This is a genomic window from Alloalcanivorax venustensis (assembly GCF_047495515.1).
In the GTDB taxonomy this organism is placed as follows: domain Bacteria; phylum Pseudomonadota; class Gammaproteobacteria; order Pseudomonadales; family Alcanivoracaceae; genus Alloalcanivorax; species Alloalcanivorax venustensis.
On the sequence record NZ_CP179934.1, the window covers coordinates 2,283,265 to 2,308,175 of the forward strand.

23 protein-coding genes are annotated in these 24,911 nt (G+C 66.0%); 10 read left to right on the top strand and 13 right to left on the bottom strand.

Annotated features, from left to right (window positions below):
* Nucleotides 1-93: 93 nt before the first annotated feature.
* The 7 genes from ACMG4O_RS10705 to gloB all read right to left on the bottom strand — a co-directional run bounded on the left by ACMG4O_RS10705 (nt 94) and on the right by gloB (nt 9,121).
* The gene (locus ACMG4O_RS10705) at nt 94-900 is read right to left on the bottom strand and encodes an enoyl-ACP reductase (RefSeq protein WP_414433778.1); all 807 of its coding nucleotides are present in this window, start codon (nt 898-900) and stop codon (nt 94-96) included.
* Nucleotides 901-976: 76 nt separating this feature from the next.
* Nucleotides 977-2,614 (bottom strand): dipeptide ABC transporter ATP-binding protein, encoded by a 1,638-nt coding sequence (locus tag ACMG4O_RS10710; RefSeq protein ID WP_335628820.1) that lies wholly within the window; start codon nt 2,612-2,614, stop codon nt 977-979.
* Nucleotides 2,598-3,635, bottom strand: a complete 1,038-nt coding sequence (locus ACMG4O_RS10715) for an ABC transporter permease (RefSeq protein ID WP_142949885.1) — start codon at nt 3,633-3,635, stop codon at nt 2,598-2,600. The genes ACMG4O_RS10710 and ACMG4O_RS10715 overlap by 17 nt, the downstream gene beginning before the upstream one ends.
* On the bottom strand, nt 3,635-4,717 hold the full coding sequence (locus ACMG4O_RS10720; RefSeq protein WP_142949884.1) for a microcin C ABC transporter permease YejB: 1,083 nt from the start codon (nt 4,715-4,717) through the stop codon (nt 3,635-3,637). The genes ACMG4O_RS10715 and ACMG4O_RS10720 overlap by 1 nt, the downstream gene beginning before the upstream one ends.
* The gene (locus ACMG4O_RS10725; RefSeq protein WP_414433779.1) at nt 4,717-6,513 is read right to left on the bottom strand and encodes an extracellular solute-binding protein; all 1,797 of its coding nucleotides are present in this window, start codon (nt 6,511-6,513) and stop codon (nt 4,717-4,719) included. Before ACMG4O_RS10725 ends, ACMG4O_RS10720 begins: the two co-directional genes overlap by 1 nt.
* Before the next feature lie 150 nt (nt 6,514-6,663).
* On the bottom strand, nt 6,664-8,190 hold the full coding sequence (locus tag ACMG4O_RS10730) for a lytic transglycosylase (protein ID WP_255442626.1): 1,527 nt from the start codon (nt 8,188-8,190) through the stop codon (nt 6,664-6,666).
* A gap of 157 nt (nt 8,191-8,347) precedes the next feature.
* Nucleotides 8,348-9,121: a hydroxyacylglutathione hydrolase gene (gene gloB / locus ACMG4O_RS10735; RefSeq protein ID WP_142949881.1), complete on the bottom strand. Its 774-nt coding sequence runs from the start codon at nt 9,119-9,121 to the stop codon at nt 8,348-8,350.
* 65 nt (nt 9,122-9,186) lie between these two features.
* Here gloB and ACMG4O_RS10740 point away from each other — a divergent pair, with 65 nt between their 5' ends.
* From ACMG4O_RS10740 to dnaQ, 3 genes are read left to right on the top strand one after another with little or no spacing between them, the layout of a single operon-like run.
* Nucleotides 9,187-9,993 carry a class I SAM-dependent methyltransferase gene (locus tag ACMG4O_RS10740; protein ID WP_142949880.1) on the top strand — a complete coding sequence of 269 codons (807 nt, stop codon included), beginning with the start codon at nt 9,187-9,189 and terminating at the stop codon, nt 9,991-9,993.
* A gap of 6 nt (nt 9,994-9,999) precedes the next feature.
* Complete coding sequence (rnhA, locus tag ACMG4O_RS10745) at nt 10,000-10,443, top strand: ribonuclease HI (protein WP_142949879.1); 444 nt, start codon at nt 10,000-10,002, stop codon at nt 10,441-10,443.
* Entirely contained in the window at nt 10,440-11,159 is a 720-nt protein-coding gene (dnaQ, locus tag ACMG4O_RS10750; protein ID WP_335628823.1) for a DNA polymerase III subunit epsilon, read from the top strand. The genes rnhA and dnaQ overlap by 4 nt, the downstream gene beginning before the upstream one ends.
* Before the next feature lie 25 nt (nt 11,160-11,184).
* Here dnaQ and nhaB read toward each other — a convergent pair whose 3' ends face one another.
* Complete coding sequence (nhaB, locus tag ACMG4O_RS10755; protein ID WP_142949877.1) at nt 11,185-12,777, bottom strand: sodium/proton antiporter NhaB; 1,593 nt, start codon at nt 12,775-12,777, stop codon at nt 11,185-11,187.
* Nucleotides 12,778-13,027: 250 nt separating this feature from the next.
* On the opposite strand from nhaB, the gene ACMG4O_RS10760 reads away from it, so the two are divergent.
* From ACMG4O_RS10760 to ACMG4O_RS10785, 6 genes are read left to right on the top strand one after another with little or no spacing between them, the layout of a single operon-like run.
* Complete coding sequence (locus ACMG4O_RS10760; protein WP_335628824.1) at nt 13,028-14,710, top strand: hypothetical protein; 1,683 nt, start codon at nt 13,028-13,030, stop codon at nt 14,708-14,710.
* Complete coding sequence (nudC, locus tag ACMG4O_RS10765; RefSeq protein WP_194856283.1) at nt 14,703-15,542, top strand: NAD(+) diphosphatase; 840 nt, start codon at nt 14,703-14,705, stop codon at nt 15,540-15,542. Before ACMG4O_RS10760 ends, nudC begins: the two co-directional genes overlap by 8 nt.
* 14 nt (nt 15,543-15,556) lie before the next feature.
* Nucleotides 15,557-16,207 (top strand): hypothetical protein, encoded by a 651-nt coding sequence (locus ACMG4O_RS10770; protein ID WP_142949874.1) that lies wholly within the window; start codon nt 15,557-15,559, stop codon nt 16,205-16,207.
* Between the two features lie 40 nt (nt 16,208-16,247).
* Nucleotides 16,248-17,300 (top strand): protease SohB, encoded by a 1,053-nt coding sequence (gene sohB, locus ACMG4O_RS10775; RefSeq protein WP_221929778.1) that lies wholly within the window; start codon nt 16,248-16,250, stop codon nt 17,298-17,300.
* 41 nt (nt 17,301-17,341) lie between these two features.
* Nucleotides 17,342-18,334 (top strand): YhdH/YhfP family quinone oxidoreductase, encoded by a 993-nt coding sequence (locus ACMG4O_RS10780; RefSeq protein WP_142949873.1) that lies wholly within the window; start codon nt 17,342-17,344, stop codon nt 18,332-18,334.
* Nucleotides 18,335-18,349: 15 nt separating this feature from the next.
* Nucleotides 18,350-19,312: a zinc transporter ZntB gene (locus tag ACMG4O_RS10785; protein WP_414433780.1), complete on the top strand. Its 963-nt coding sequence runs from the start codon at nt 18,350-18,352 to the stop codon at nt 19,310-19,312.
* Nucleotides 19,313-19,325: 13 nt separating this feature from the next.
* On the opposite strand, the gene ACMG4O_RS10790 is transcribed toward ACMG4O_RS10785, so the two are convergent.
* The 4 genes from ACMG4O_RS10790 to ACMG4O_RS10805 all read right to left on the bottom strand — a co-directional run bounded on the left by ACMG4O_RS10790 (nt 19,326) and on the right by ACMG4O_RS10805 (nt 23,210).
* Entirely contained in the window at nt 19,326-19,850 is a 525-nt protein-coding gene (locus tag ACMG4O_RS10790; RefSeq protein WP_335628826.1) for a DUF934 domain-containing protein, read from the bottom strand.
* A complete protein-coding gene (locus ACMG4O_RS10795; RefSeq protein ID WP_142949870.1) occupies nt 19,843-21,492 on the bottom strand; it encodes a nitrite/sulfite reductase in 1,650 nt (549 codons plus the stop codon). The genes ACMG4O_RS10790 and ACMG4O_RS10795 overlap by 8 nt, the downstream gene beginning before the upstream one ends.
* Nucleotides 21,493-21,625: 133 nt before the next feature.
* Nucleotides 21,626-21,877: a DUF2970 domain-containing protein gene (locus ACMG4O_RS10800; protein ID WP_142949869.1), complete on the bottom strand. Its 252-nt coding sequence runs from the start codon at nt 21,875-21,877 to the stop codon at nt 21,626-21,628.
* A 7-nt stretch (nt 21,878-21,884) separates the two neighbouring features.
* Nucleotides 21,885-23,210 (bottom strand): MATE family efflux transporter, encoded by a 1,326-nt coding sequence (locus tag ACMG4O_RS10805; RefSeq protein ID WP_194856280.1) that lies wholly within the window; start codon nt 23,208-23,210, stop codon nt 21,885-21,887.
* Between the two features lie 149 nt (nt 23,211-23,359).
* Between ACMG4O_RS10805 and nfuA the strand changes: the two genes are divergently transcribed.
* Entirely contained in the window at nt 23,360-23,953 is a 594-nt protein-coding gene (gene nfuA / locus ACMG4O_RS10810; RefSeq protein WP_142949867.1) for a Fe-S biogenesis protein NfuA, read from the top strand.
* 63 nt (nt 23,954-24,016) lie between these two features.
* Here the strand turns inward: nfuA and ACMG4O_RS10815 are convergent, their stop codons facing one another.
* Entirely contained in the window at nt 24,017-24,799 is a 783-nt protein-coding gene (locus ACMG4O_RS10815; RefSeq protein WP_142949866.1) for a M48 family metallopeptidase, read from the bottom strand.
* Nucleotides 24,800-24,911: the final 112 nt, after the last annotated feature.

Consider the following 24,911-nt stretch of genomic DNA (forward strand, 5'->3'; position numbering starts at 1 on the left):
GCGGGCTTGGCCCGCTCCTACCAGACCCCCTCCCGCTGAACGAAAAAACCCGCCATTTCGGCGGGCTTTTCGGTGGGGCTTGGCGAGGGGAAATCAGCTTTCTTCGCCGGGCTCCTCGAACGGCATGGAGACCGTGGCGGCGCCGCCGTCCACGTAGGTGATCTCGGAACTGATGCCGGAGGCCAGGTCCGAGCACAGGAAGGCGGCGGTGTTGCCCACTTCCTCGATGGTCACGTTGCGGCGCAGCGGCGCCTTGGCGGCGTTGTAGTCCAGCATGCTGCGGAATTTCTTGATCCCGGACGCGGCCAGGGTGCGAATCGGGCCGGCGGAAATGCCGTTCACGCGGGTGCCTTCCGGGCCCAGGCTGGACGCCAGATAGCGCACCGACGCCTCCAGGCTGGCCTTGGCCAGGCCCATCACGTTGTAGTTGGGCACGGTTTGCCGGGAGGCGTGGTAGGTGAGGGTGAGCAGGGCGCCGTTGTGGCCCTTCATCAGCGGGCGGGCCGCCTGGGCCAGGGCCACGAAGCTGTAGGAGGAAATCTCGTGGGCGATGCGGAAACCTTCGCGGGTGGCCACGTCGGCGAAGTTGCCGTCCAGCTCGTTGCCCGGGGCGAAGCCCACCGCGTGGACCACGCCGTCGAGGCCGTCCCACTGCTTGCCGAGCCCTTCGAATACCTGCTGGATCTGCTCATCGGAGGCCACGTCGCAGGGAAAGCACAGCGCCTCGTTGCTGCCGTAGCGCTCGGCCGCTTTCAGCACCCGGCTTTTCAGTTTGTCGTTCTGGTAGGTAAAGGCCAGCTCGGCACCTTCGCGGTGCATGGCTTCGGCGATACCGGTGGCGATCGACCGGTCACTGGCGACGCCGACAATCAGAAATCGCTTACGTGCGAGAAAACCCATGATATGTCCTCGATTCGACGGTTCGGTGTGGCCCTAGTATAGGGAAATGGCAAGGGGGTGAAAGACGCCCCGGAATTCAATGTGCAACCGCTTGTTTCTCGCCGCCGGCGTTGACGGTGCGGTTGTAGGCGGCGTCGATCAGGCGCCGTGTGTAGGCCTGCTGGGGCTCACGGAACACCCGCTCGGTGTCGCCGTGCTCCACCACCTGGCCGTGGCGCATGACCAGCAGCCGGTGGCTGATCGCGCGCACCACCTTGAGGTCGTGGCTGATGAACAGGTAGCTGAGGCCGTGGCGGCGCTGCAGGGTTTTCAGCAGCTCCAGCACCTGGGCCTGCACGCTGCGGTCGAGCGCCGAGGTGGGCTCGTCGAGGATCAGCAGGTCCGGTTCCACGATCAGGGCCCGGGCGATGGCGATGCGCTGGCGCTGGCCGCCGGAGAATTCGTGCGGATAGCGCTCGGCGGCGTCCGCCGGCAGACCCACTTCCTCGAGCAGGGCGCGGGTGCGCTCGGCCCGCTGGGCGGCGTTCAGGTCTTTGTGGTGCACGCGCAGGCCCTCGTCCACGGCGCGGCCCACGCTGAGGCGCGGATTAAGGCTGCCGAACGGGTCCTGGAACACCACCTGCATATGGCGGCGCCAGGGGCGCAGGGCGGCGCCGCTGAGGCGGTCCAGCGGCTGGTCCAGCAGCCTCACCGTGCCGGCGGCGGGGATCAGCCGCAGCAGGGCCAGCGCCAGGGTCGATTTGCCGGAGCCGGATTCGCCCACCACGCCCAGGGTTTCGCCGCGGCGCAGGGTCAGGGAGAGGTCGTCCACCGCCGCCAGCGGCGCGGCGCGGCCGAACCAGCCCCGGCGCGGGCCTTTGAAGTGCACCGACAGGCCCTGGGCGTTGAGCAGCTCCGGGGCCTCGTCGGTCAGCGGCTCCGGGTGGCCGGCGGGCTCCGCCGCCAGCAGGTGGCGGGTGTAATCGTGTTCCGGCTGCTCCAGCACCCGCGCGGTGGCGCCGGTTTCGACGATGCGCCCCTGGTGCATCACCGCCACGTCGTCGGCGTAGCGGGCCACCAGGCCCAGGTCGTGGCTGATCAGCAGAATGCCCAGATTGCGCTCGCGCTGCAGGCGCCGCAGCAGGTCCAGGATGGTTTCCTGGATGGTCACGTCCAGGGCGGTGGTGGGCTCGTCGGCGATCAGCAGGGCCGGGTCGTTGGCCAGCGCCATGGCGATCATCACCCGCTGACGCTGGCCGCCGCTGAGCTGATGCGGGTAGCGCTGCAGCATGTCCTCGGTGGCGGGCAGCTCCACCTGTTCCAGCAGATTCAGGCAACGCTGCCGGATGGCGGCGCGTCCCAGGCCCTGATGAATGCGCATCGCCTCGCCGATCTGCCGCTCCACGCGGTGCAGCGGGTTGAGCGCGGTGAGCGGCTCCTGAAAGATGGTGCCGATACGGCCGCCGCGCAGCGCCCGGCGGCGATCGGCGGGCCAGTCCAGGATGTTGTCGCCGTCCAGCTCGATGGCGGCGGCACGGCGCCCGGCGCCGCCCGGCAGTAAGTCCAGCACTGACATGGCGGTGAGCGACTTGCCGGAACCGGATTCGCCCACCAGGGCCAGGGTGCGCCCGGCGTCCACGCTCAGGCTTACCCGGTCCACCGCCGGCCGGGCCGGGTCGTCGAACCAGACGCTCAGGTCGTCCAGGCGCAGCAGATGTCTAGGCAGCGGCGTCATTGTATTTCCTCGGATCGAAAGCGTCGCGTACCGCCTCGCCGGCGAACACCAGCAGCGAGAGCATCACCGCCAGGGTGACGAAGGCGCTCAAGCCCAGCCAGGGGGCGTGCAGGTTGGCCTTGCCCTGACCCAGCAGCTCCCCCAGCGACGGCGAGCCCGGCGGCAGGCCGAAGCCGATGAAGTCCAGCGAGGTGAGCAGGATCACCGACGCGTTGAGCACGAACGGCAGATAGGTGAGGGTGGCCACCATGGCGTTGGGCAGCATGTGCCGGAACAGAATCACCGGGGTGCGCACCCCCATGGCCTGGGCGGCGCGCACGTACTCCAGGTTGCGGCAGCGCAGGAATTCGGCGCGCACCAGATCCACCAGGGTCATCCACGAGAACAGCAGCATGATCGCCAGCAGGACCCAGAATCCGGGCACCACGAAACTGGAGATCACGATGATCAGGTAGAGAATCGGCATGCTCGACCAGATTTCCACGAAGCGCTGGCCGCCCAGGTCCAGCCAGCCGCCGTAGTAACCCTGCACCGCGCCCACCACGATGCCGATCAGGCTTGAAGTGACGGTCAGGATCAGGCCGAACAGCACCGACAGGCGGAAGCCGTAAATCAGGCGGGCCAGCACGTCCCGGCCCTGGTCGTCGGTGCCCAGCCAGTTTTCCGCCGAGGGGGGCGCCGGCGCCGGCACGGTGAGCTCGTAGTTGATGGTGTCGTGGCTGTAGCGGATCGGCGGCCACAGCATCCAGCCGTCGTCCTCGATCAGTTCCGCCACATAGGGGTCGCGGTAGTTGGCTTCGGTTTCGAACAGGCCGCCGAAGGTGGTTTCCGGGTAGGTCTTGAACACCGGGAAATACAGGTCGCCCTGGTACTGCACCATGATCGGCCTGTCGTTGGCGACGAATTCCGCCCCCAGGCTGACCACGAACAGCACCAGGAACAGGCCCAGCGACCAGAAGCCGCGGCGGTTGCGACGGAAGGCGCGCCACTGGCGCCGCCAGATCGGATTGCCGCTGCCCATCAGCGTGCCCTCCGCTCAAAGTCGATACGCGGGTCCACCCACATATAGGTCAGGTCCGAAATCAGCTTCAGCAGCATGCCGATCAGGGTGAAGATGAACAGGGTGCCGAACACCACCGGGTAATCCCGGTTGATCACCGATTCGAAGCCAAGCAGGCCCAGCCCGTCCAGCGAGAAGATGTACTCGATCAGCAGCACGCCGGTGAAGAACATGCCGACGAAGGCGGCCGGGAAGCCGGCGATGATGATCAGCATGGCGTTACGGAACACATGGCCGTAGAGCACGCCGTTTTCATCCAATCCCTTGGCGCGGGCGGTCTGCACGTATTGCTTGCTGATCTCGTCAAGAAAGGAGTTCTTGGTGAGCATGGTGAGGGTGGCGAAGTTGCCGATCACGATGGCCAGGGTGGGCAGCGTGATGTGGTGCAGGTAATCCAGCGCCTGGCGCCACCAGGGCAGTTGATCGAAATTGTCCGAAGTCAGCCCGCGCAACGGAAACCACTCCCAGTAGGAGCCGCCGGCGAACAGCACCACCAGCAGAATGGCGATCAGAAAGCTGGGGATCGCATAGCCGACGATGATCGCGGTGCTGCTCCACACGTCGAAGCGGCTGCCGTCGCGCACCGCCTTTTTGATGCCCAGCGGCACCGCCACCAGATAAGTGATCAGCGTGCTCCACAGCCCCAGGGAGATGGACACCGGCAGGCGTTCGGCGATCAGGGTGCTGACGTCCTTGTCGCGGTAGTAGGATTCGCCGAAATCGAAGGTCAGATAGCGTTTGATCATCAGCCAGAAACGTTCCGGCGCCGGCTTGTCGAAGCCGTAGAGCTTTTCGATACGCTCGAGCAGCTCCGGCGGCATCCCCCGTGAGCCCCGGTAGTCGCCGCCGCCGCTGTTGACCAGATCCTGGGTGGTGCCGGCGAAACCGCCGCCGGCGCCGCCCCCGCCGATGCCCTGCAGCTGGGCGATGGCTTTCTCCACCGGGCCGCCGGGGGCCGCCTGCACGATCACGAAGTTAAGCAGCAGAATGCCCAGCAGGGTGGGCACGATCAGCAGCAGGCGCTTGAGAATATAGATCAGCATTATTGCGCGCTTTTATCCCACCAGAGTTCGGTGGCGCCGTCGAAGCCCACATAGGGCGGCAGCGGCGGATGGGCGAGCCGTGACTGATAGGCGAAGCGGTGGTAATCCAGATACCAGTTGGGCACCACGTAGAAGCCCCACTGCAGCGCCCGGTCCAGGGCGCGGGTGCGGGTGACCAACTGCTCCCGGGTGTTGGCGGCGATCACCTTGCTGACCAGCTCATCGATGGCCGGATTGCTGACGCCGGCGTAGTTCTGGCTGCTTTCCCGCTCGGCGGCGGCGGAGCCCCAGTAGCCGCGCTGCTCGTTGCCGGGGGAGGGCGACTGGCCCCAGCCGCCGACCATCATGTCGAAATTGAAATTACGCACCCGCTGCACGTACTGCGACTGGTCCACGCGCACCACGTCCGCGTCGATACCCAGGGTCTTCAGGTTGCGCGCGTAGGGCAACACGATGCGCTCGAAGGCCGGCTGGTAGAGCAGGAATTCAAAGCTCACCGGCTCGCCGTCCGGGGTGTGCAGCTTGCCGTCCTTGACCTGGTAGCCGGCGTCCTTGAGCAGCGCCTGGGCCTGGCGCAGATTGTCGCGGGGGCGGCCGGAGCCGTCCGACACCGGCGGCTGGTAGGCCTCGGTGAACACCCGCGGCGGCAGGTCCTCGCGCAGCGGTTTCAGCAGTGCCAGCTCTTTCTCGTCGGGCAGGCCGGTGGCGGCCAGCTCGGAATTCTGGAAGTAGCTGCGGGTCCGCTTGTACTGACCGTAGAACAGATTCTTGTTGGACCACTCAAAATCAAAGGCGTAGGTCATCGCCTCGCGCAGCACCGGGTCCTGGAACAGCGGGCGGCGGGTATTGAAAATAAAGCCCTGCATGCCGGCCGGGTTCTGGTGGGTCACCTCTTCGGTGATGATCTCGCCGTCGCGGAACGCCTCGCCGGTGTAGGCGGTGGCCCAGTACTTGGAATTGTTCTCCGAGCGCCAGTCGTAGTCGCCGCGCTTGAACGCTTCCAGCGCCACGGTCTGGTCCAGATAGTATTCGTAGATGATGCGGCCGAAATTATGGTGCCCCCGGTTCACCGGCAGGTCCTTGGCCCAGTAGTCGTCGCGGCGCTGGTAGACGACCCGCTTGCCGGCCTTGAAGCTGTCCACCTTATAGGGCCCGGAACCGGGCGGCGGCACCAGATTGGCGTCGTCGAAGGGTTTGTCGTCCCAGTAATGCTTGGGCATCACCGGCAGCTGGCCGACGATCATCACCAGCTCGCGGTTGTCGCCGGCCTTGAAGCTGAATTTCACCTTGCGCTCGGACAGCGCCTCGACCTTTTCCACGTCGCCGTAATAGTAGGCGTAGAAGGGCGCGCCTTTGTCGCGCAGCTGCTTGAAGCTCCACACCACGTCCTCGGCGCGCACCGGATGCCCGTCGGCGAAGCGGGCCTGCTCGCGCAGGGTGAAGGTGACCCAGCTACGGTCCTCGGGCCATTCCATGGATTCGGCCAGCAACCCGTATTCGGTGAAGGGTTCGTCCTTGCTGCGCACCGTCAGGGTGTCGAACACCAGCCCCTGGGAGCCGGCCGCCGCCTGGCCCTTGGGCAGCCACGGCTGAAAATTATCGAAACCGCCCACCACGTGCAGGCTCAGGCTGCCGCCCTTGGGGGCGTCCGGCCGGACATAGTCGAAGTGCTTGAAGCCGGCGGGGTATTTGGGTTCGCCGTGCATGGTGATGGCGTGGGAGCGCTGGGTCTCCGCCAGCGCCGGGCCGCTAAACAGGGCGGCAACAAAGAACAAACAGCACACTAAGCAACGCATCGCGCCTTTCATCGTTATTGTGGACTCCTTGGTGGGGTCTTTGGCGTCACCATAGCCCAGGCGATGGGGATCGCCAAATGGCACTGCTTATTGTGACCCGCGCTCGCCGGCCGGGTTCACCGGCGAAGCGGGCCGTCGCGCCTGATCCGCTTAAGGCGCGTTGCGCACATCCACATACAGCGTCAGATTGTCGCCGGGTTGCAGATAGCGGCTTTTCTCCAGGCGGTCATTCCAGTCGCGAATCTGATTCACCGACACGTTAAAGCGGTTGGCGATAGCGTGCAGTGAATCCCCGCGACGCACGGAGTAGCGCACCTTGCGAATCATTTCCTCGCGCTCTTCGGCGCGCACCGTGGCCGCCGGGCCGTCCTCGCGCCACACCGCCAGGGTCTGGCCCACGCGCAGCGGGTCGCCGGGGGCCATATTGTTCCATTTCGCCAGCGCCTGCACGCTGACGTCGTTCTCCCGCGCGATCTGCCACAGCGTGTCCCCGGCGGCGACCCGGTGATCCACGCGCTGGCGCTTGCCGCGCTGCCGGCCCTGGTTGTCCGCCAGCCGCTGGTCGGCGCTCAGTTTGTACTGATCCTGGGAGGGTTCCGGAATCAACAGGGTGCGGCCGGCGATGATGGTGTTGCCGGACAGATCGTTGATGTCGCGGAGCACCGCCGGGGTGGTGCGGTGGGCGCGGGCGATGCGGCTCAGCGAATCGCCGCTGCGAATGGTGTAGCGGTGCCAGCGCATGCGTTCTTCCTGCGGCAGGTCCGCCACCCGCTCGCGGAAGGCGTCGGCGCTGCCCACCGGCACCAGCAGGGTGTGCGGGCCTTCCGGGGCGGTCGCCCAGCGGTTGAACGCCGGATTCAGCAGGTAGAGCTCTTCGGTGGAGATCTCCGCCAGGCTGGCGGCCTGGGCCAGGTCGATCTGGCCGCCCACGTCCACTTCTTCAAAGTAGGGCTGGTCGGCCATCGGGTGCAGGGTGACGCCGTAGCGCCGCGGGTCGCGGACGATCTCCGCCACCGCCAGCAGCTTGGGCACATAGGCGGTGGTTTCGCGGGGCAGGTCCAGGTGCCAGAAATCGGTGGGGCGGCCGGCTTCCTCGTTGCGGCGCCGGGCCCGGGAGACGGTGCCGCCGCCGGCGTTGTAGGACGCCAGGGCCAGCAGCCAGTCGCCGTCGAAGCGCTCGGAAAGCTGCTGCAGGTAGTCCAGGGCGGCGCGGGTGGAAAGAGTGATGTCGCGGCGGCCGTCGTACCACCAGGTCTGGTCGAGCCCGAAATACTTGCCGGTGGACGGAATGAACTGCCAGGGGCCGGCGGCGCGGCCGTGGGAGTAGGCGAACGGGTCGAAGGCGCTTTCCACCACCGGCAGCATCACCAGCTCCAGCGGCATGTCGCGGCGCTCCGCTTCCTCGACGATAAAGTGCAGATAGCGCTCGGCGCGCTCCGTGACGCGGGTGAAATAGCTCGGGTGCCGGGCGTACCACTTGCGCTGCAGGCGCACGCGCTCCCGGTCCTGATGCAGGTCCAGCGCGTAGCCGTCGCGAATCCGCGCCCACAGATCCTGCTGCGTGCTTTCTTCCTGGTCGGCGGCGGGCTCAACGGGTTCCGGTTCCGGCATGCCGTTGGCGAGCCCCGGGTCTTTGACGGAGGGCTCCGCCGGCGGCATGGGAGGCAGGTCGTCCACCTCGGGTTTCGTGGCACAAGCGCCTACCATCAGCGCGAGCCCCAGGGCTGCACAACCAAGAAGTTTATTCATAACAATAATATACGATTCGAATTTTAAGTTGATTCTAGGCAGGGGCGGCGATCCCGGCAAGGAGAAATCGCCGCCGGACCGCGCTTCAGGCGGAGTCCTTCCAGCGGCGCAGGGCCGCGAAACTGTCCACGTTGGTTTCCGGCGCCTCCCCGAAACGGGCTTCGCAGGCCTGGCGCAGTTGCGGGTCCGCCGCGCGCAGAAACGGGTTGGTGCGTTTCTCCTCACCGATGGTGGAGGGCACCGTGATGCGGTCCTGCTCGCGCAGGGCGCTGACCCGGGCAAGCCGGTCGCTTACCGCCGGGTCCTCGGGGGATACGGTCGCCGCGAAGCGCAGGTTGGCCAGGGTGTACTCATGGGCGCAGAACACCTGGGTGTCCTCGGGCAGGCCGGCCAGCCGCGTCAGGGAGTGGTGCATCTGCTCCGGGGTGCCTTCGAACAGCCGCCCGCAGCCGCCGGCGAACAGGGTGTCGCCGCAGAACAACCAGCCCTGGCGGGGGGCGTAGAAAGCAATGTGCCCCAGGGTGTGGCCGGGCACTTCCATTACGTCCAGTTCCAGGTCCGGCGTGGCCAGACGAACGCGGTCGCCGTCGCCCAGCGGGTGGTCCATTTCCGGAATGGTTTCCCGGGCCGGGCCGTACACCGGAATATCCCGGTCCCGGCACAGGGCGGAGACCCCGCCCACGTGATCCGGGTGGTGATGGGTAATCAGCAGCGCACTCAGGGTCAGGCCCTGGTCGCTCAGCCAGGCCTCCACCGGGGCGGCGTCGCCCGGGTCCACGATCACGCATTGATCGCCGTCGCGAATCGCCCAAATGTAGTTGTCATTGAAGGCCGGGATGGCCGTAGGGGCTTGCAGCATGACGTGTTACCCTTCGCTTGAATGCTTGGATGTAACCCTACAGTTCCAAGGGAGAAATGTCAGCGATGCAGTTACCCCCGCTGTCGAGATCACCGTTCCGCCGCCAGCCGGCGGACATGCTGGAACGGTTCAATGAGTGGCAGGACACCCAGGCCGGCCAGGCGGTGCTGGAGGCGGAACGCGCCATCGTCGCCGAATGGACCCCCCGGCTGGTGGGCCAGCGCGCGGTGGAAGTCAGCGGCGGCCGTTGCCAGGACATGCTGCGCGACATTCGTCTGCCGTGGCGCTGTTCGGTGACACCGATGCCGGTGGAAGGCGGGCGCCAGGCCACCAGCCGGGTGGCCCTGGAAGCCTGCCCGCAGTCGCTGCCGATCGCCAAGAACAGCGTCGACGTGGTGCTGCTGCACCATTGTCTGGAATTCCACGACGCCCCCCACCAGGTGCTGCGCGAGGCGGCCCGCTGCGTGGCCCCGGGCGGCGTGCTCGCGGTGGTCGGCTTCCACCCCCTGAGCATCATGGGGCTGGCGCGCTGGTTCCGGCGCGGCGGCCAGCGGCCCGGCTGGAACGGCCGCTATTTCCGTCCTTACCGGGTCAGCGACTGGCTGAACGTACTGGGTTTTGAAGTGGAGGGCGTGGCCAGCGGGTTCTACAATCTGCCCGTCGGCGACCGGGGCCGCGCCCGTTTGCGCTGGCTGGACTGGCTGGGGCGGCGCTTCTGGTGGCGCAACGGCGGCGTGTATCTGCTGGTGGCCCGCAAACGCGCCGCCATGATGCGTCCGTTGCCGGCGACCGCCGGCTTCAGCCGCCAGCAGGGCCCCACGGTGGTATCGGTGCCGGTGGCGCGCTGGCGACAACAACGAAATACGGAGTAACGGCTTTTGAAGCAGGTGGATATTTTTACCGACGGCGCCTGCCGTGGTAACCCGGGCCCCGGGGGATGGGGCGCGATCTTGCGTTACGGCGACAAGGAAAAGGAACTGTTCGGCGGCGAGCCCCATACCACCAACAACCGCATGGAGCTGATGGCCGCGATCCAGGCCCTGGAAGCGCTCAAGGACCCCTGCGAGGTCAATCTGACCACCGACTCCCAGTATGTCCGCAAGGGCATTACCGAGTGGCTGGCCAACTGGAAAAAGCGCAACTGGCAAACCGCCGCCAAGAAGCCGGTGGTCAACAAGGACCTCTGGCAGCGCCTGGAGACCGCCGCCGAACGGCACCGGGTCAAATGGCACTGGGTGCGCGGCCACAGCGGCCACAGCGAGAATGAGCGCGCCGACCGGCTCGCCAACCGGGGTATCGACGAAGCGGAGATCGGCGCATGAGACAGATCGTTCTGGATACCGAGACCACCGGCCTGGACCCGCTGTCCGGGCACCGGATCATCGAAATCGGCTGCGTGGAGCTGCGCAACCGGCGACTCACCGGCAACAACCTGCACCTGTACATCAACCCGGAGCGGGATATCGATGAGGGCGCCCTGGAGGTGCACGGCATTACCCGGGAGTTCCTCGCCGACAAGCCCACCTTCGAGCAGATCGCCGAAGAGTTCATGACCTTCGTGGACGGCGCCGAGCTGGTGATTCACAACGCGCCGTTCGACGTCGGGTTCCTCGACCACGAATTGCGGCGCCTGGGCGGCAAATGGGGCGCCGTCGCCGAACGCTGCCGGATTCTGGATACCCTGAAAATGGCCCGGGATCTGCACCCGGGCCAGAAGAACAGCCTGGACGCGCTGTGCCGCCGTTACGATGTGGAGAACGCCCACCGGGAGCTGCACGGCGCGCTGCTGGACGCGGAGATTCTCGCCGACGTCTACCTGGCGATGACCGGCGGCCAGACCAAGCTGTCCCTGGGCGGCGCGGACGCCGGCGAGCAGGGCAGCGAGCAGGCCGAAGCGATTCGCCGCCTGGCGGCGGACCGGCCGCGTCTGGCGGTGGTGCGGGCCTCGGACACGGACCTGGAGCGTCACCGCAAGAAGCTGGAAGCGATGGCCGAGAGCCGGGGTCAGATGACCCTGTGGCAGGAACTGGAGCAGTAACCGCCGCCGGCGGCGAGCCGCGCCCTTAGTGGGCGGAGGGCTCGGCGTCCATTTTCAGATCGCTGGGCTCGTGGTGGGTGATCCAGCCGTGCTCGTACATGTACTCGGTGGCGGGCTCGAGAAGCGTGGCGGTCATGATCAGACCGGTCAGCGTCATGACGATGGTGTAGGGCAGGGCCATGATCACCATGCGGCCGTAGGACAGCCGCACCAGCGGCGCCAGGGCGGAGGTGAGCAGGAACAGGAACGCCGCCTGCCCGTTGGGGGTGGCCACCGAAGGAATATTGGTGCCGGTGTTGATCGCCACCGCCAGCAGATCGAAGGTGTCCCGGTCGATTTCCCCGTTGACCAGTGCCTTGGCCACCTCGTCCACGTACACCGAGGCCACGAACACGTTGTCCGACACCGCCGACAGCACGCCGTTGGCCATATAGAAGGCGGAGCCCTGGACGCCGCGGTCGAGGCTCAGCACATAGTCGATCACCGGGGTGAACAGCTGCTGGTCGGCGATCACCGCCACCACCGCGAAGAACACGGTGAGCAGGGCGGCGAACGGCAGCGCCTCCTCGAACGCCTGGCCCAGGCGGTGCTCCTCGATGATGCCGCAGAACGCGGTGGCGAGGATGATCACGCTCAGGCCCACCAGACCCACGGACGCGGCGTGGGTGGCGAGCCCCACCACCAGCCACAGCGCGATGAAGCCCTGCACCACCAGATTGACCTTGTCCCGGGTGGTGCGGCGGTCGTCCTGCTCGCGGGCGTACTGGCGCATGATCCCCTCGACCTTCTCGGGAATCTCCTCGCCGTAGCCGAAGCTGCCGCTCCATTCCAGGAACAGACAGGTGAGCAGGCCCATGGCCAGCACCGGCAGGCTCACCGGCGCCATGCGCAGGAAGAACTCGCCGAACTCCCACTGCGCCTTGGTGGCGATCAGCAGGTTCTGGGGCTCGCCCACCAGGGTGCAGACGCCGCCCAGGGCGGTGCCCACGGCGGCGTGCATCAGCAGGCTGCGCAGGAAGGCGCGGAAACGGCGCAGGTCTTCCCGGTGCAGATCCTCCACCGTGGTGTCGTCGCCGTGGTCGTGTTTCTGCTGGAAGGTCTTGCCCGAGGCCACCTTGTGGTAGATGCCGAAGAAGCCGGTGCACACCGCGATCACCACCGCGGTCACGGTCAGCGCGTCCAGGAACGCGGACAGGAAGGCCGCCGCCAGGGCGAACAGCAGGCTCAGGCGGATCTTCGATTTCACGCCCAGCAGAATTCGGGTAAAGGTATATAGAAGAAGGTCCTTCAGGAAGAAGATGCCCGCCACCATGAAAATCAACAGCAGCAGCACTTCCAGGTTGCCTTCGACTTTATGCAGGACGGTGTCCGGCGAGGTGAGGCCGATCAGCAGGGCTTCGATCGCCAGCAGGCCGCCCGGCTGCAGCGGGTAGCACTTCAGCGCCATGGCCAGGGTGAAGATGAACTCCGCCAGCAACAGCCAGCCTGCCGTTGCTTCGCCCAGGGTCCAGGCGACCAGCGGGTTGATCAGCAAAAACACCACGATGGTGTACTTGTACCAGGCGGGGGCTTGCCCCAGGAAATTCTGACCGAAGGCGCGGCCGAACTGGGCGTACATGGCACTACTTCCTGCTAAATGTAAGGAGAACGGATGGGCGGCGCAATCATAAGCACTTCCGATGCCGGGGTACAGTCGACGAGCCGGGGATGAACGCCTTCACGCCACGGCGGAAACCGGCGCCGGCCTGTGTGCCTGTTAACAATATGCCGCCAAATCAGTTGCTTACGTTTGAAAGTTGACGCATTGTTGAACGCCGTGAGAAAGTTCAAAACGCTTTTAATAATCAGCAGGGGTTTCCGGAGAGTTCATGGTCGCCATCACCAACACCACCTCCCTGACGTTTCTCAAGGAGTCCATCGACGCCACGTTGAGCGAGGCGGAAGCCAGCCTTGAGGCGTTCGCCGAGGAACGGGACGAGGGAACCTCGCTGGATCGTTGCGGTGAAGCCTTTCACCAATTGCGCGGCATCTCGCAGATGCTGGAGCTGTCGGCGGCCACCCTGATGAGCGAGGAAATGGAACTGGCCGTGGAAGGCCTCAAGCGCCACGGCGGCCGGGCGCTGGTGCAGGCCCTGGGCAACGCCATCGTACTGCTGGGCCGCTATTTCGAGTACGTCCAGCTCAAGGACCGCACCCTGCCCGAAATGCTGATCGGCGGCATCAACGAACTGCGCCGCGCCGGCGGCAAGCCGCTGATCCAGGAAAGCCATTTCTTCAGCGTCGACCTGTCGCGGGCGCGCAGCCCGGAGCCGGAGGAGGGCGACCCGGCGGCCCTGCTGGCACAGGGGCGGCGTCTGCGTCATATGTACCAGGTCGGCCTGCTGGGGCTGCTGCGCGGCGATAACCGCGACGCGCACCTGCGGCTGATGGCGCGGGCCCTGGCCCGGGTCGACAATCTCTGCGGCCGCTGCGCCAACAGCCGCTTCTGGTGGGTGGCGCGGGCCGCCACCGAATCCCTGGCGGAAGACCGCATGGTGATCACGCCGGCGCGCAAGGCGCTGCTGGCGCAGTACGACCGGCAACTGAAGAAGCTGGTCTACGACGGCGAGCGGGCCCTGGCCCAGGAAGCGCCGCTGCTGCTGATCAAGGAAAGCCTGTACCTGGCCAGTCTCGGTTCCGGGACCGGCACCGCCGCCGCCGAGGTGCGCGGCGTGTTCGGGCTGGAGCGCGGCGTCAGCGACACCGTGCTGCAGAGCGAGCTGGCGTTGATGGCCGGCGCCCGGGGTTCGGTGATCCGCTCGGTGGCGGGCGCGCTCAAGGACGAAATCAACCAGGTGAAGGAAACCCTGGATCTGGCCTCCCAGGGGGTGGCGGACACCGACTACGCCGGCGTCGCCGGCGGTCTGCGCCGGATCGCCAGCACCCTGGAAATGGTCAGCAAGGAGCACGAAGCCAACCTGCTGCGCGAGCGCGCCGACAAGGTGGCCGACTGGCCCTCGGACGTGGACGCGGACAGCCCGGATTTCCACGCCCTGGTGGACGACCTGCTGGCCGCCGAGAACACCGTGGCCAGCCTGGAACGCAGCCTGGCGCCCTCCGACGATGTGCGCCGGGACGCCACCAACACCCGTATTTCCCTCTACCAGCTCGACGACGCCCGCATGACCGTGGTGGGTGAGTGCCGGGCCGGGCTGGCGCTGGCCAAACGGTCGCTGGCCAGCTACATGGAGAACAACTGGGACCCCATGCACCTGACCAATCTGCCCGGCACCTTCGCCAGCGTCTCCGGCGGTCTGATGTTCCTGGAGCTGGAGCGGGCCTGCGCGGTGATCCGCGCCTGCCGCACCCACATCGAAACCCGTCTGATCGGCGGTGACGAACCGCCCGGCCAGCCGGCCATGGAGACCCTGGCCGACGCCCTCACCGGGGTCGACTACTATCTGGAAAGCATGGAAGAGCAGAAGCCGATCGGCGAGGGCGTGCTGGACGTGTCCGAGCAGGCGATGGCGGAGCTGGGCTACCCGCTGGCGGAGCGAGGCACGCATGGATAATGACTTTTTTCCCATGGACCTGTCCGCGCCGGAGCCCCGCGACGCCGACGAGGCCTGGCTGTTCGTGATCCACGACCAGCAGCTGTGCGTGGACACCGACCAGGCGCCGGCGCCGGGCCTTCCCCGCGCACCGTCGTTTCTGCTGCGCGGCCACCCGGATTACCGCTTTATCGGCCTGCTGCACGGCGAACCCTGCTATGTGTGCCGCCAGGCGGACCATGAGCTGGCGGACCGGCCGCTTTACCCGATGCCCCTGCGGGAACTGATGGGGCACCTGGACGAGACCCAGTTCACCATGGCGGCGCGCGCCCTGCAGGTGATCAGCTGGCGCCAGAACCATCGCTTCTGCAGCCGCTGCGGCGCCGAGACCCGGCCCCATCCCACCGAGCTGGCGATGCTGTGCAGCGCCTGCGATTACCGCCAGTACCCGCGCATCACCCCGTGCATCATCGCGCTGGTCACCGACGGTGAATACGCCCTGCTGGGGCACTCCGCCCGTTTCCCGGAAGGTTTCTATTCCTGCCTGGCCGGCTTCATGGAGGCCGGTGAAACCGCCGAGCAGGCGGTGCACCGGGAAATCATGGAAGAGACCGGCGTTCGGGTGAAGGATCTGCGTTATTTCTCCAGCCAGTCCTGGCCGTTCCCGCACTCCCTGATGCTGGGCTTCCACGCCGCCTTCGCCGGCGGCGAGATCCGTATCGACGATGACGAGATCACCGACGCCCGCTGGTTCCACCACACTGAATTGCCGCACATCCCACCGCCGGGCAGCATCGCCCGGACTCTGATCGATCACTGGCGCGGCGCCTGTCAGGCGGCCACCGGTTCCTGAAGGGAGACACCCCAATGAGTTTCAGCGTTGCTCCGTTTCTGATCATGGCCGTGAGCCTGGTCCTGATTCTGGTGGGCGCCTGGATCCTGCTGCGCCAGAAGTGGCTGTGGCAGTGGATCAAGGGCAGCCTGGGCCTGGCGGTGGTGGGCCTGGCGGTCTACCTGGTGCTGGTGGCCCTGAACCTGTACAGCTTCCACGAGCTCACCGAGGAAACGCCGGTGGCCACGGTGAGCTTCCGCGCCATCGGCGAGCAGAGCTACATCGCCACGGTGACCCGCAATGACGGCAGCACCGAGGACTTCCGCCTGAACGGTGACCAGTGGCAACTGGACGCGCGGATCGTCAAATGGAAGACGCCGTTTTCCCTGCTGGGCCTGAAGCCCGGTTACCAGCTGGACCGCATTCAGGGCCGTTACTTCGCCCTTGAGGACGAGCGCTCCAAGGAACGCACCCTGTACAGCCTCAGCCGCGACCCCCTGGGCATGGATATCTGGCGCCAGGCCAGGGAGGGGTGGAGTTTTCTGGTGGATGCGCGCTATGGTAGCGCGGCCTATCTGCCGATGGCGGACGGGGCTATTTTCGAAGTAACCGTGCCGCCCTCCGGGGGCTTGATCGGGCGACCGCTTAACGGCAGCGCTCAGCAGGCCGTGGCGGGCTGGCAATAACCTGGAGCCATGACGGCCCCTGAACAGGTGAGCGTACAAGGTGATCGATTTTCTTTACCAATATGGCATGTTTCTGGCCCAGGTCGTCACCCTCGTGGTGGCGATTTTGGTTGTGATCGGCGGCATCGTTTCGGCGGCGGCCCGTAACCGGCACCGCACCAGCCGCGACGGCGAACTGCGCGTCAAGCACCTCAACGAAGAGTTCGACGACCTGCGCGAAAGCATCGTCGACCAGGTGCTGCCCGAGGCGGAGCGCAAGGCCGAGCACAAGAAAAAGCGCAAGGAAGAGAAGGCCCGTAACAAGCAGCGCAAAAAGGCCGGCGCCGAAGCGAAGAGCAAGCCGCGCATGTTCGTGCTCGATTTCAACGGCGACATTCAGGCCAGCGACGTGGCGCGGCTGCGCCGCGAGATCACCGCGGTGCTGGAAGTGGCCACCGGCGACGACGAAGTGCTGCTGCGCCTGGAGAGCCCCGGCGGCCTGGTGCACAGCTACGGCCTGGCGGCCTCCCAGCTCAAGCGCCTGCGCGGCCGTGGCGTGAAACTGACGGTGGCGGTGGATCAGGTGGCGGCCAGCGGCGGCTACATGATGGCGTGTATCGCCGACCGTATTCTGGCGGCGCCGTTCGCGGTGATCGGCTCCATCGGTGTGGTCGCCCAGGTGCCCAATTTCCACCGGCTGCTGAAGAAGAACGACATCGACGTGGAGTTGATGACCGCCGGCGAATACAAGCGCACCCTGACCATGCTCGGCGAGAACACCGACAAGGGCCGGGAAAAATTCCAGCAGGAGCTGGAAGAGACCCACCAGCTGTTCAAGGGGTTCGTGCGCGAACACCGCCGCACCCTGGACATGGACGCGGTGGCCACCGGCGAGCACTGGTTCGGCACCCGCGCCAAGGAGTTGGGCCTGGTGGACGACATCATGACCAGCGATGAATACCTGCAGGGCCGCAAGGAGCATCTGGACCTGTACGAATTGAACTGGGAATACAAGCGCAAGCTGGCCGAGCGTCTGGGCGTGTCCGTGGAGAACGCCGGGGTGCGTCTGATCGACCGGTTCTGGCACCGGGGCAGCCAGCGTCAGTTTCACTAACCCCGGTGGCGACACCGGCGGGCTTTCAACGGAGCGAGGCAATGACTTTCAAGGCACTGATCACCGAGAAAACCGACGACGGCTACCAGAGCCGGGTAGGGGACAAGAACCTGGAAGATCTGCCCGAAGGCGATGTGCTGGTACGCGTCGCCTGGTCGTCCCTGAACTATAAGGACGCGCTGTCCGCCAGCGGCAACAAGGGCGTCACCCGCTCCTTCCCGCACACCCCCGGCATCGACGCCGCCGGCGTGGTGGAGGAGGCCGGCGACGGCCCCTTCAGCGTCGGCGACGCGGTGATCTGCACCGGTTACGACCTGGGCATGAACACCTCCGGCGGCTACGGCGATTACATCCGCGTGCCCGCCGAATGGCTGGCGCCGCTGCCCGCCGGGCTGTCCGCCCGTGACGCCATGGTGCTGGGCACCGCCGGCCTCACCGCCGCGCTCTGCGTGGAAGCGCTGATCGACACCGGTCTGCAGCCGGAGCAGGGCGAGGTGCTGGTCACCGGCGCCACCGGCGGCGTCGGCAGCGTGGCGGTGTCGATCCTCTCCAATCTGGGCTTCAAGGTGGTGGCCGCCACCGGCAAACAGGACGCCCACGACTGGCTGCGTGATCTCGGCGCCGCCGACATCATCGGCCGTGACGCCTTGCTGGAAGGCATCGAGAAGCCGGTGCTCAAGCCGCGCTGGGCCGGGGTGGTCGATTGCGTGGGCGGCGATATTCTGGTCAACGCGCTGAAAAGCCTGCAGTACGGCGGCAGCGCGGCCTGCTGCGGCCTGACCGCCTCGCCCAAGCTGGAAAACGCCACCGTGTTCCCGTTTATCCTGCGCGGCGTCAATCTGCTCGGCGTGGACAGCGTCGAGCTGCCCTGCGAAGTGAAGCAGCAGATGTGGCAATTGCTGGCCAGCGACTGGCGCCCGGCGCTGGACAAGCTGGAGAGCCGCGAAGTCACCCGCGAGCAACTGCCGGACTGCTTCACCGAGATTCTGGCCGGCAAGCTGCGCGGCCGGGTGGTGGTTAAGATCAACCCCTGACGGGCACCCTGAATCATGGCCAACGCTCCCTGGGTCAAGCTGGCGCTGCAGTTGAACGGCGCCGGCGGTGCCACGCCCATTTCATTGTCGGCGCCGCTGCCGAGCCAGGGCGGGCCGCTCTGGATCCATCTCGATTACACCGTCGACGAGGCCTATGAGTGGCTGCAAAGCCGGCCGGATGTGCCGGTTTCCGTGCTCGAGGCGCTGTTCGCCACCGACACCCGGCCACGGGCGGCGGACGTGGGCGGCGGCCTGCTGATCTACCTGCGCGGCGTCAATCTGGCGCCGGGCGCGCGCCCGGAAGACATGATCGCGGTGCGGTTGTGGATCCGTAACGGCCTGATCATCAGCACCCAGAAACGCCAGTTGCTGACGCTGTCGGAAATCGTCACGGAACTGGAGCAGGGCGAGGGCGCCCGCACCCCGTCGGACCTGGTGAAGCGGCTGGTGGACGGTCTCATCTGGCGCATGGAAGACGTGATCGAGCGCATCGAGGATCAGGTCGGCGACTGCGCCGATCTGCTGGAGACCCGGCCGGACAAGGCGCTCACCCACGAGATCAGCAGCCTGCGCCGCCGGGCGGTGACCCTGCGCCGCTATCTGGCGCCCCAGCGCGAGGCCATCGCGCGCCTGCAGAACGACGCCCGTATCGACCGCGATGACGCCGAGATCATCCGCGAGGCCGGCGAGCGCCTGCAGCGTCTCCTGGAAGATCTGGATGCGGCGCGGGACCACGCCACCTTGCTGCAGGAAGAGGTGTTCTCGGTGCAGAACGAGGCGATCAACGACCGCATGTACCTGCTCGCCATTATCAGCGCGCTGTTCCTGCCGCTGGGCTTTCTGACCGGTCTGTTCGGGATCAATGTGGGCGGGCTGCCCGGGGTCGATAACCCGGAGGCGTTCTGGTGGTTCGCGGGGTCCCTGGTGGTGATCGCCGCCGGCATCCTGGTGTGGATGGCCCGGCGGCGCTGGTTCTGAACAAGCCCGGGGATCAGGCCTGCTCGAGTTCCTGACGGCGGCGGTAGATCGGGCGCGGGTCGTGCACGTCGCCCTGGTAGGTCACCGAGAACGGCCGCAGGCCGTTTTCCAGCGCTTCATGGATGTCCCGGTCGGCACGCACTTCGAAGGCGTTGAAGCCGACGCGGTGCATGTAGAACAGCTGGTCCTGCAGCACGTCGCCCACCGCGCGCACCTCGCCGGTGAAGCGGTAGCGGGTGCGCAGCTCGCGGGCGTAGGAGTAACCGCGACCGTCCTTGAAGGCCGGGAAGTGGATCGCCACCAGCGGCAGGTGGGGCAGGTCCGCGGCCAGGTCGGCGGGCTCCTCGCCCGGCTCCAGACACACGCCCACCGGCGCCTCGCGCTCCAGCAGGGTGTCGCGGTGGGCCTGCCAGTAGGCCAGCGGCACGATCACCGGCTGGTTCTCCGGCAGGCTCTGGCCGTCTTCTTCCAGCTGGCCCGGTTCGAACCGCTGCCAGCCGTTGTCGACGATTTCACCGTCGAGAATCATCTTACCCATAGACGTGTTCCTTGAACGGTTCCATACCAATGCGCTCGTAGGTGTCGATGAACGGCTCGTTTTCCAGCCGCTTGTCCACGTACACATTGATGATCTTTTCGATCACGTCGGTGACTTCATAGGACTCGAAAGAGGGGCCCATCTTCTCGCCGATGCGCGACAGCTTGTCGCCGCGACCGCCGAGCGTGATCTGGTAGAACTCCTTGCCCTTCTTGTCCACGCCGAGAATGCCGATGTGGCCGATATGGTGATGGCCGCAGGCGTTCATGCACCCGGAGATATTGATGTCCAGCGGGCCCAGGTCATGGACATAGTCCATGTCGTCGAAGCGGCGCTGGATGCCCTCCGCCACCGGCACGGACTTGGCGTTGGCCAGGGCGCACAGGTCGCCGCCGGGGCAGGCGACGATGTCGGTGAGCAGGCCCAGATTGGGGGTGGCCATGCCCAGCGCGTCCAGTTTTTCCCACAGCTCGAACAGGTCATCGGTGGCCACGTCGGACAGCACCATGTTCTGCTGGTGGGTGTTGCGCAGTTCGCCGAAGCTGTAGCGGTCCGCCAGGTCGGCGATCGCTTCCAACTGCTCGTCGCTCACGTCGCCGGGGATGCGGCCGGTCTTCTTCAGCGTCAGCGTCACGCTGCGGTAGCCGTCGCGCTTATGAGCGCGAGTGTTGGTGTGGTACCAACGGTTGAAGGCGCGGTTTTCCTGCAGTGCCTTGTCCAGCACGCCGTTGTCCACGTCGTCCCGGTAGGCCGGCTCGGTGAAGCAGCCCTGGATGCGCGCCACTTCCTCTTCGGTGAGCGTCATCGGGCCGTCCTTGAGCTCGGCGAATTCCGCTTCGGTCAGTTCGCGGTACTTCTCCGCGCCCAGTGCCTTGACCAGAATCTTGATGCGCGCCTTGAACTTGTTGTCGCGGTTGCCGTACTTGTTGTACACCCGCAGGATCGCTTCCAGGTAGGCGAGCAGATGCTGCCACGGCACGAACTCGCCGATCACCTGGCCGGTCATCGGGGTACGGCCCAGGCCGCCGCCGGCCCACACCTGGAAACCGGTTTCGCCGGCGTCGTTGTGGATCACCTTGACGCCGATGTCGTGCACACCGATCAACGCCGGATCGGCGTCCGGCACCGCGTTCACCGCGATCTTGAACTTGCGCGGCAGGTAGGCGAATTCCGGGTTGAAGGTGGCCCACTGACGGATGATCTCGCACCAGGGGCGCGGATCCTCGATTTCCTTGGGGTTCACGCCGGCGTATTCGTCGGTGGTGATGTTGCGGATGCAGTTACCGCTGGTCTGGATGGCGTGCATCTGCACGCTCGCCAGTTCCGCCAGGATATCCGGCACGTCCTGCACTTCCGGCCAGTTGAGCTGGATGTTCTGGCGGGTGCTGACGTGGCAGAAGCCCTTGTCGTATTCGCGCACCACCTTGGCCAGGGTGCGCACCTGTTCGCTGGAGAGCAGGCCGTAGGGCACCGAAATACGCAACATCGGCGCGTAACGCTGAATATAGAGGCCGTTCTGCAGCCGCAGCACCAGGAACTCGTCCTCGCTGAGCTGGCCGGCCAGATAGCGCCGGGTCTGGTCGCGGTACTGAGCTACCCGCTCTTCCAGAAGCCGTTGGTCATAGTCCTGATATACGTACATGATGCCGTTGCGCCGTGTTTAATTCGTTGATTTGTAAAGAATATTTCTCTTTACCACCATGATTTGGCGGGAAATGTAGCAAAGTGGGCTTATACATAAAAGAAATATATTGCTATATCGCTAGTTCCCGGGGCTATGAACCAGCGGCGCTGAGGACCATGTTCACCACCACGAACATGGCGATCACGATGGCGATCACGATCACCACGTAGACGCCGATATAGTCGCCGGCGCTGCCTTTCTTGAAGTCGCGCTCACGGTTGCCGCTGCTCTGCACGCCGAAAATCGCCGCCAGCACGCTGTGCAGCACCTGGAAAAAGCCCGGGCGCTCGTGGTCGTCCTGCCGGTCGTCGGTATCCGGGTCGTGCTTGTGTTGCTCGCTCATGGTCACCTCATAGCTCTATATGGGCCCAGCCGCGCTTAATCCATAGGCCGCTCAGCAATAAAGATGTAATCAGCCGCTGAAACGCCTGGGCCAGCCAGATGCCGAGCAGCCCGTAGCCCAGCACGGGGCCGATGATATAGGCCAGCGGCAGAAAGAAAAACCACTGCACGGCCAGCGTCACCACCATCACCGAGCGGGCCGCCCCGGCGCCCAGCAGCGCCTGGGTGAAAATGATCGCCACGCCGTCCAGGCAGATCGCCAGGCCGGTGATCATCAGCGGCGCGCGGCCCAGCTCCACCAGCGCCGGCTGTTTCAGGAACAGGCCGAGAATCAGGTCCGGCACCAGCCACATGGGCAGCGCCAGCACGAACAGCAGCGACACCGCCAGCCGGGTCACGTCCCAGCCCCAGCGGTAGGCGTCGTCGGCGTCCCGCCGCCCCAGCGCCTGGCCCACCAGCGACGCCGCCGACAGGCCCAGCCCGATGGCCGGCAGAATCAGGAACAGGATCAGCGTGATCAGGATGTGCGCCACCGCCACCTCGTCGGCGCCCACCCGGCCGATAATCCAGAACAGCACGGTTAGGCCGGTGGCGAAAAAGAACTGCTGCACGCCATTGGGCAGGCTGATGCGCAGAATATTGCGCAGGGTGGCGCGGCTGGGGCGGGCGCGCAGGAACCCGTGTTCCCGGGCCGCTCGCCAGGTCTGCAGCAGGTAGAGGGCGCTGCCCAGGTAAAGCGCCAGGCTGGTGCCCAGGCCCGCGCCGGCGCCGCCCAGCGCCGGCAGGCCCCAGGCGCCGAAGATCAGGCCGTAGCTGAAGATCACGTTGGCGACATGGGTGATCACCAGGGTGCGCATGTAGACGCCGGAGCGGTTGATGCCGTTCCAATAGCCCCGGTAGCTGAAGTTCATCGCCACCGCCCAGACACTGAGCAGCCGCATGTCGAAATAGTCGCTGCCCACCTCGGCGACCCCGGCGGTGGGCGCCAGAAAGGCCATCATCGGCGCGCTGGCCAGGGCGAAAATCACTGAGATCGGAATCGCGAATGCCAGCCCCAGCACCAGGCCGGCGTTCAGCGGCACCGCGTAATTGGCCCGGTCCCGCTCACCCTTGCGGCGCGCCACCATGGCCTGGACCCCGGCGCCCAGGCCGATCACCATGCTGATGGCGATAAAACTGGCGTAGCCGCCCAGGCCTACGCCGGCCAGCGCCTCGCCGCCCAGGCTGCCCACCATGGCGGCGTCCACCAGGTTCATCAGGCTCTGGCTGGCCATGGCGGCCATGATCGGTAGCGCCAGGGCGAGAATGCGCCGGCTGCGGGAAAGGTTAAGCACGCTGGATACTGCCCCACGTCGAGGAAGCGGGCACCTTAGCAGAAAGCCGGAATCGACCCCAGCGCCGGATTACGCCAGTTGCGTCACGGCCATTGCAACGCGCGAATACTTGACTAAAATAGTCAGGAAATTCGCAACCGAGAATCGGCATGACCGAACCCCTGATCCGAATCACAGATTCCGCTCAAGAGTACCTGCGCGACCTGCTGTCCCGGCAGGACCAGGGAGACATCGGCGTACGCATTTTCGTGGAACGCCCCGGCACCCCCCACGCGGAGTGCTGCATGGCCTACTGCCCCGAAGGCGAACAGGAAGAGGGCGACGAGCGCTACCAGTACGAAGGCTTCCACGCCTTCGTGGAAGGCAAGAGCGTGCGCTACCTGGAAGACGCGGTGATCGACTTCAAGAAAGACTCCATGGGCGGTCAGCTGACCTTCCGGGCGCCCAAGTCCCGGGTGCCGGACATCAGCGCGGACGCCACCCTGGAAGAGCGCATCAACTATGTGCTGTATTCCGAGATCAACCCGAACCTGGCCGCCCACGGCGGCAACGTACAGCTGCTGGAGCTCACCGAGGACAACGTGGCGGTGCTGGAATTCGGCGGCGGCTGCCAGGGCTGCTCGGTGGTCGACGTGACCCTCAAGGACGGCGTCGAGCGCACCCTCATGGAGCAGCTGCCGGAACTCACCGGCATCCGCGACAAGACCGACCACAGCGTCACCGAGAACGCTTACTACCAGTAAGTGCTCGCGCTGCCAAAAAAAGGGCCCTTCAAGGGCCCTTTTTTTATGCCTGTAAGACCGGCGTCAACCGCAGTTGGGCGTGCGGCCGGCGGACTGCGCCTGCTGGTACAGCGGCATGGCTTCGGGGATGCGCGCCTGCAGGCCCTCGATGCGGGTCTGGTTGCTGGGGTGGGTGGACAGGAACTCCGGCGGTGAACCGCCGCTGTTGGCGGCCATGTTCTGCCACAGGTTGACGCTCTGGCGCGGGTCGAAGCCCGCTTCCGCCATCAGATCCAGGCCGATCACGTCGGCCTCGGCTTCGTGCTTGCGGCTGAACGGCAGCTGCACGCCGTACTGGGCGCCGACACCGAGCAGGCCCATCAGCGTCTGCTTCTCGGCGCTGTCGCCGCCGGCCAGGGCGGCCACCAGCTGGGTGCCGGTCTGGGTGGCGTACTGGATCGACATGCGCTCGTTGGAGTGCTGGGCGAGCACATGGCCGACTTCGTGGCCGATCACGGCGGCGAGCTGGTCCTGGTTATCGGCCACTTTCAGCAAGCCGGTGTGCACGCCGATCTTGCCGCCGGGCAGGGCGAAGGCGTTGGCGCTGTCGTCCTCGAATACGGTCACTTCCCACTGCTGGTCGGAATCCACCACGGCGACGATGGCTTCGGCCACGCATTCCACATAGCGGGATTCGGCGGTGCCGGTGACGGTGGGCTGCTGCTCTTTCATTTCGTTGTAGGCGGTGGCGCCCATTTGATCCATTTCCGCGGCCGGCAAAAACAGAAATTGCTGGCGTCCCAGGGGGGAGGTGGCGCAGGCGGTGAGGACCAGGGCCGCCACCACGGGCAGAGACAGGCGTTTCATGCTGGAGCTACTCCTTAGTAAAACTGCTCGAAAATCCGTTCACGGCGTTCGCCCACTGATGCGGGGGCACCGGGCGGCCCAGGGTAACCCCGTGTAAGGGGCGCCGCCAGCC

Bases quoted from the DNA above. Each gene is read 5' to 3' on its own strand.
- dnaQ (WP_335628823.1), top strand. From the start codon at position 10,440: ATGAGACAGATCGTTCTGGATACCGAGACCACCGGCCTGGACCCGCTG.
- ACMG4O_RS10715 (WP_142949885.1), bottom strand. From the start codon at position 3,635: ATGGGCAGCGGCAATCCGATCTGGCGGCGCCAGTGGCGCGCCTTCCGT.
- nfuA (WP_142949867.1), top strand. From the start codon at position 23,360: ATGACCGAACCCCTGATCCGAATCACAGATTCCGCTCAAGAGTACCTG.
- gloB (WP_142949881.1), bottom strand. From the start codon at position 9,121: ATGCTGCAAGCCCCTACGGCCATCCCGGCCTTCAATGACAACTACATT.
- ACMG4O_RS10770 (WP_142949874.1), top strand. From the start codon at position 15,557: ATGAGTTTCAGCGTTGCTCCGTTTCTGATCATGGCCGTGAGCCTGGTC.
- ACMG4O_RS10720 (WP_142949884.1), bottom strand. From the start codon at position 4,717: ATGCTGATCTATATTCTCAAGCGCCTGCTGCTGATCGTGCCCACCCTG.
- ACMG4O_RS10815 (WP_142949866.1), bottom strand. From the start codon at position 24,799: ATGAAACGCCTGTCTCTGCCCGTGGTGGCGGCCCTGGTCCTCACCGCC.
- ACMG4O_RS10705 (WP_414433778.1), bottom strand. From the start codon at position 900: ATGGGTTTTCTCGCACGTAAGCGATTTCTGATTGTCGGCGTCGCCAGT.
- ACMG4O_RS10780 (WP_142949873.1), top strand. From the start codon at position 17,342: ATGACTTTCAAGGCACTGATCACCGAGAAAACCGACGACGGCTACCAG.
- ACMG4O_RS10785 (WP_414433780.1), top strand. From the start codon at position 18,350: ATGGCCAACGCTCCCTGGGTCAAGCTGGCGCTGCAGTTGAACGGCGCC.
- nudC (WP_194856283.1), top strand. From the start codon at position 14,703: ATGGATAATGACTTTTTTCCCATGGACCTGTCCGCGCCGGAGCCCCGC.
- ACMG4O_RS10740 (WP_142949880.1), top strand. From the start codon at position 9,187: ATGCAGTTACCCCCGCTGTCGAGATCACCGTTCCGCCGCCAGCCGGCG.
- ACMG4O_RS10760 (WP_335628824.1), top strand. From the start codon at position 13,028: ATGGTCGCCATCACCAACACCACCTCCCTGACGTTTCTCAAGGAGTCC.
- ACMG4O_RS10790 (WP_335628826.1), bottom strand. From the start codon at position 19,850: ATGGGTAAGATGATTCTCGACGGTGAAATCGTCGACAACGGCTGGCAG.
- ACMG4O_RS10725 (WP_414433779.1), bottom strand. From the start codon at position 6,513: ATGCGTTGCTTAGTGTGCTGTTTGTTCTTTGTTGCCGCCCTGTTTAGC.
- ACMG4O_RS10795 (WP_142949870.1), bottom strand. From the start codon at position 21,492: ATGTACGTATATCAGGACTATGACCAACGGCTTCTGGAAGAGCGGGTA.
- nhaB (WP_142949877.1), bottom strand. From the start codon at position 12,777: ATGTACGCCCAGTTCGGCCGCGCCTTCGGTCAGAATTTCCTGGGGCAA.
- ACMG4O_RS10800 (WP_142949869.1), bottom strand. From the start codon at position 21,877: ATGAGCGAGCAACACAAGCACGACCCGGATACCGACGACCGGCAGGAC.
- ACMG4O_RS10710 (WP_335628820.1), bottom strand. From the start codon at position 2,614: ATGACGCCGCTGCCTAGACATCTGCTGCGCCTGGACGACCTGAGCGTC.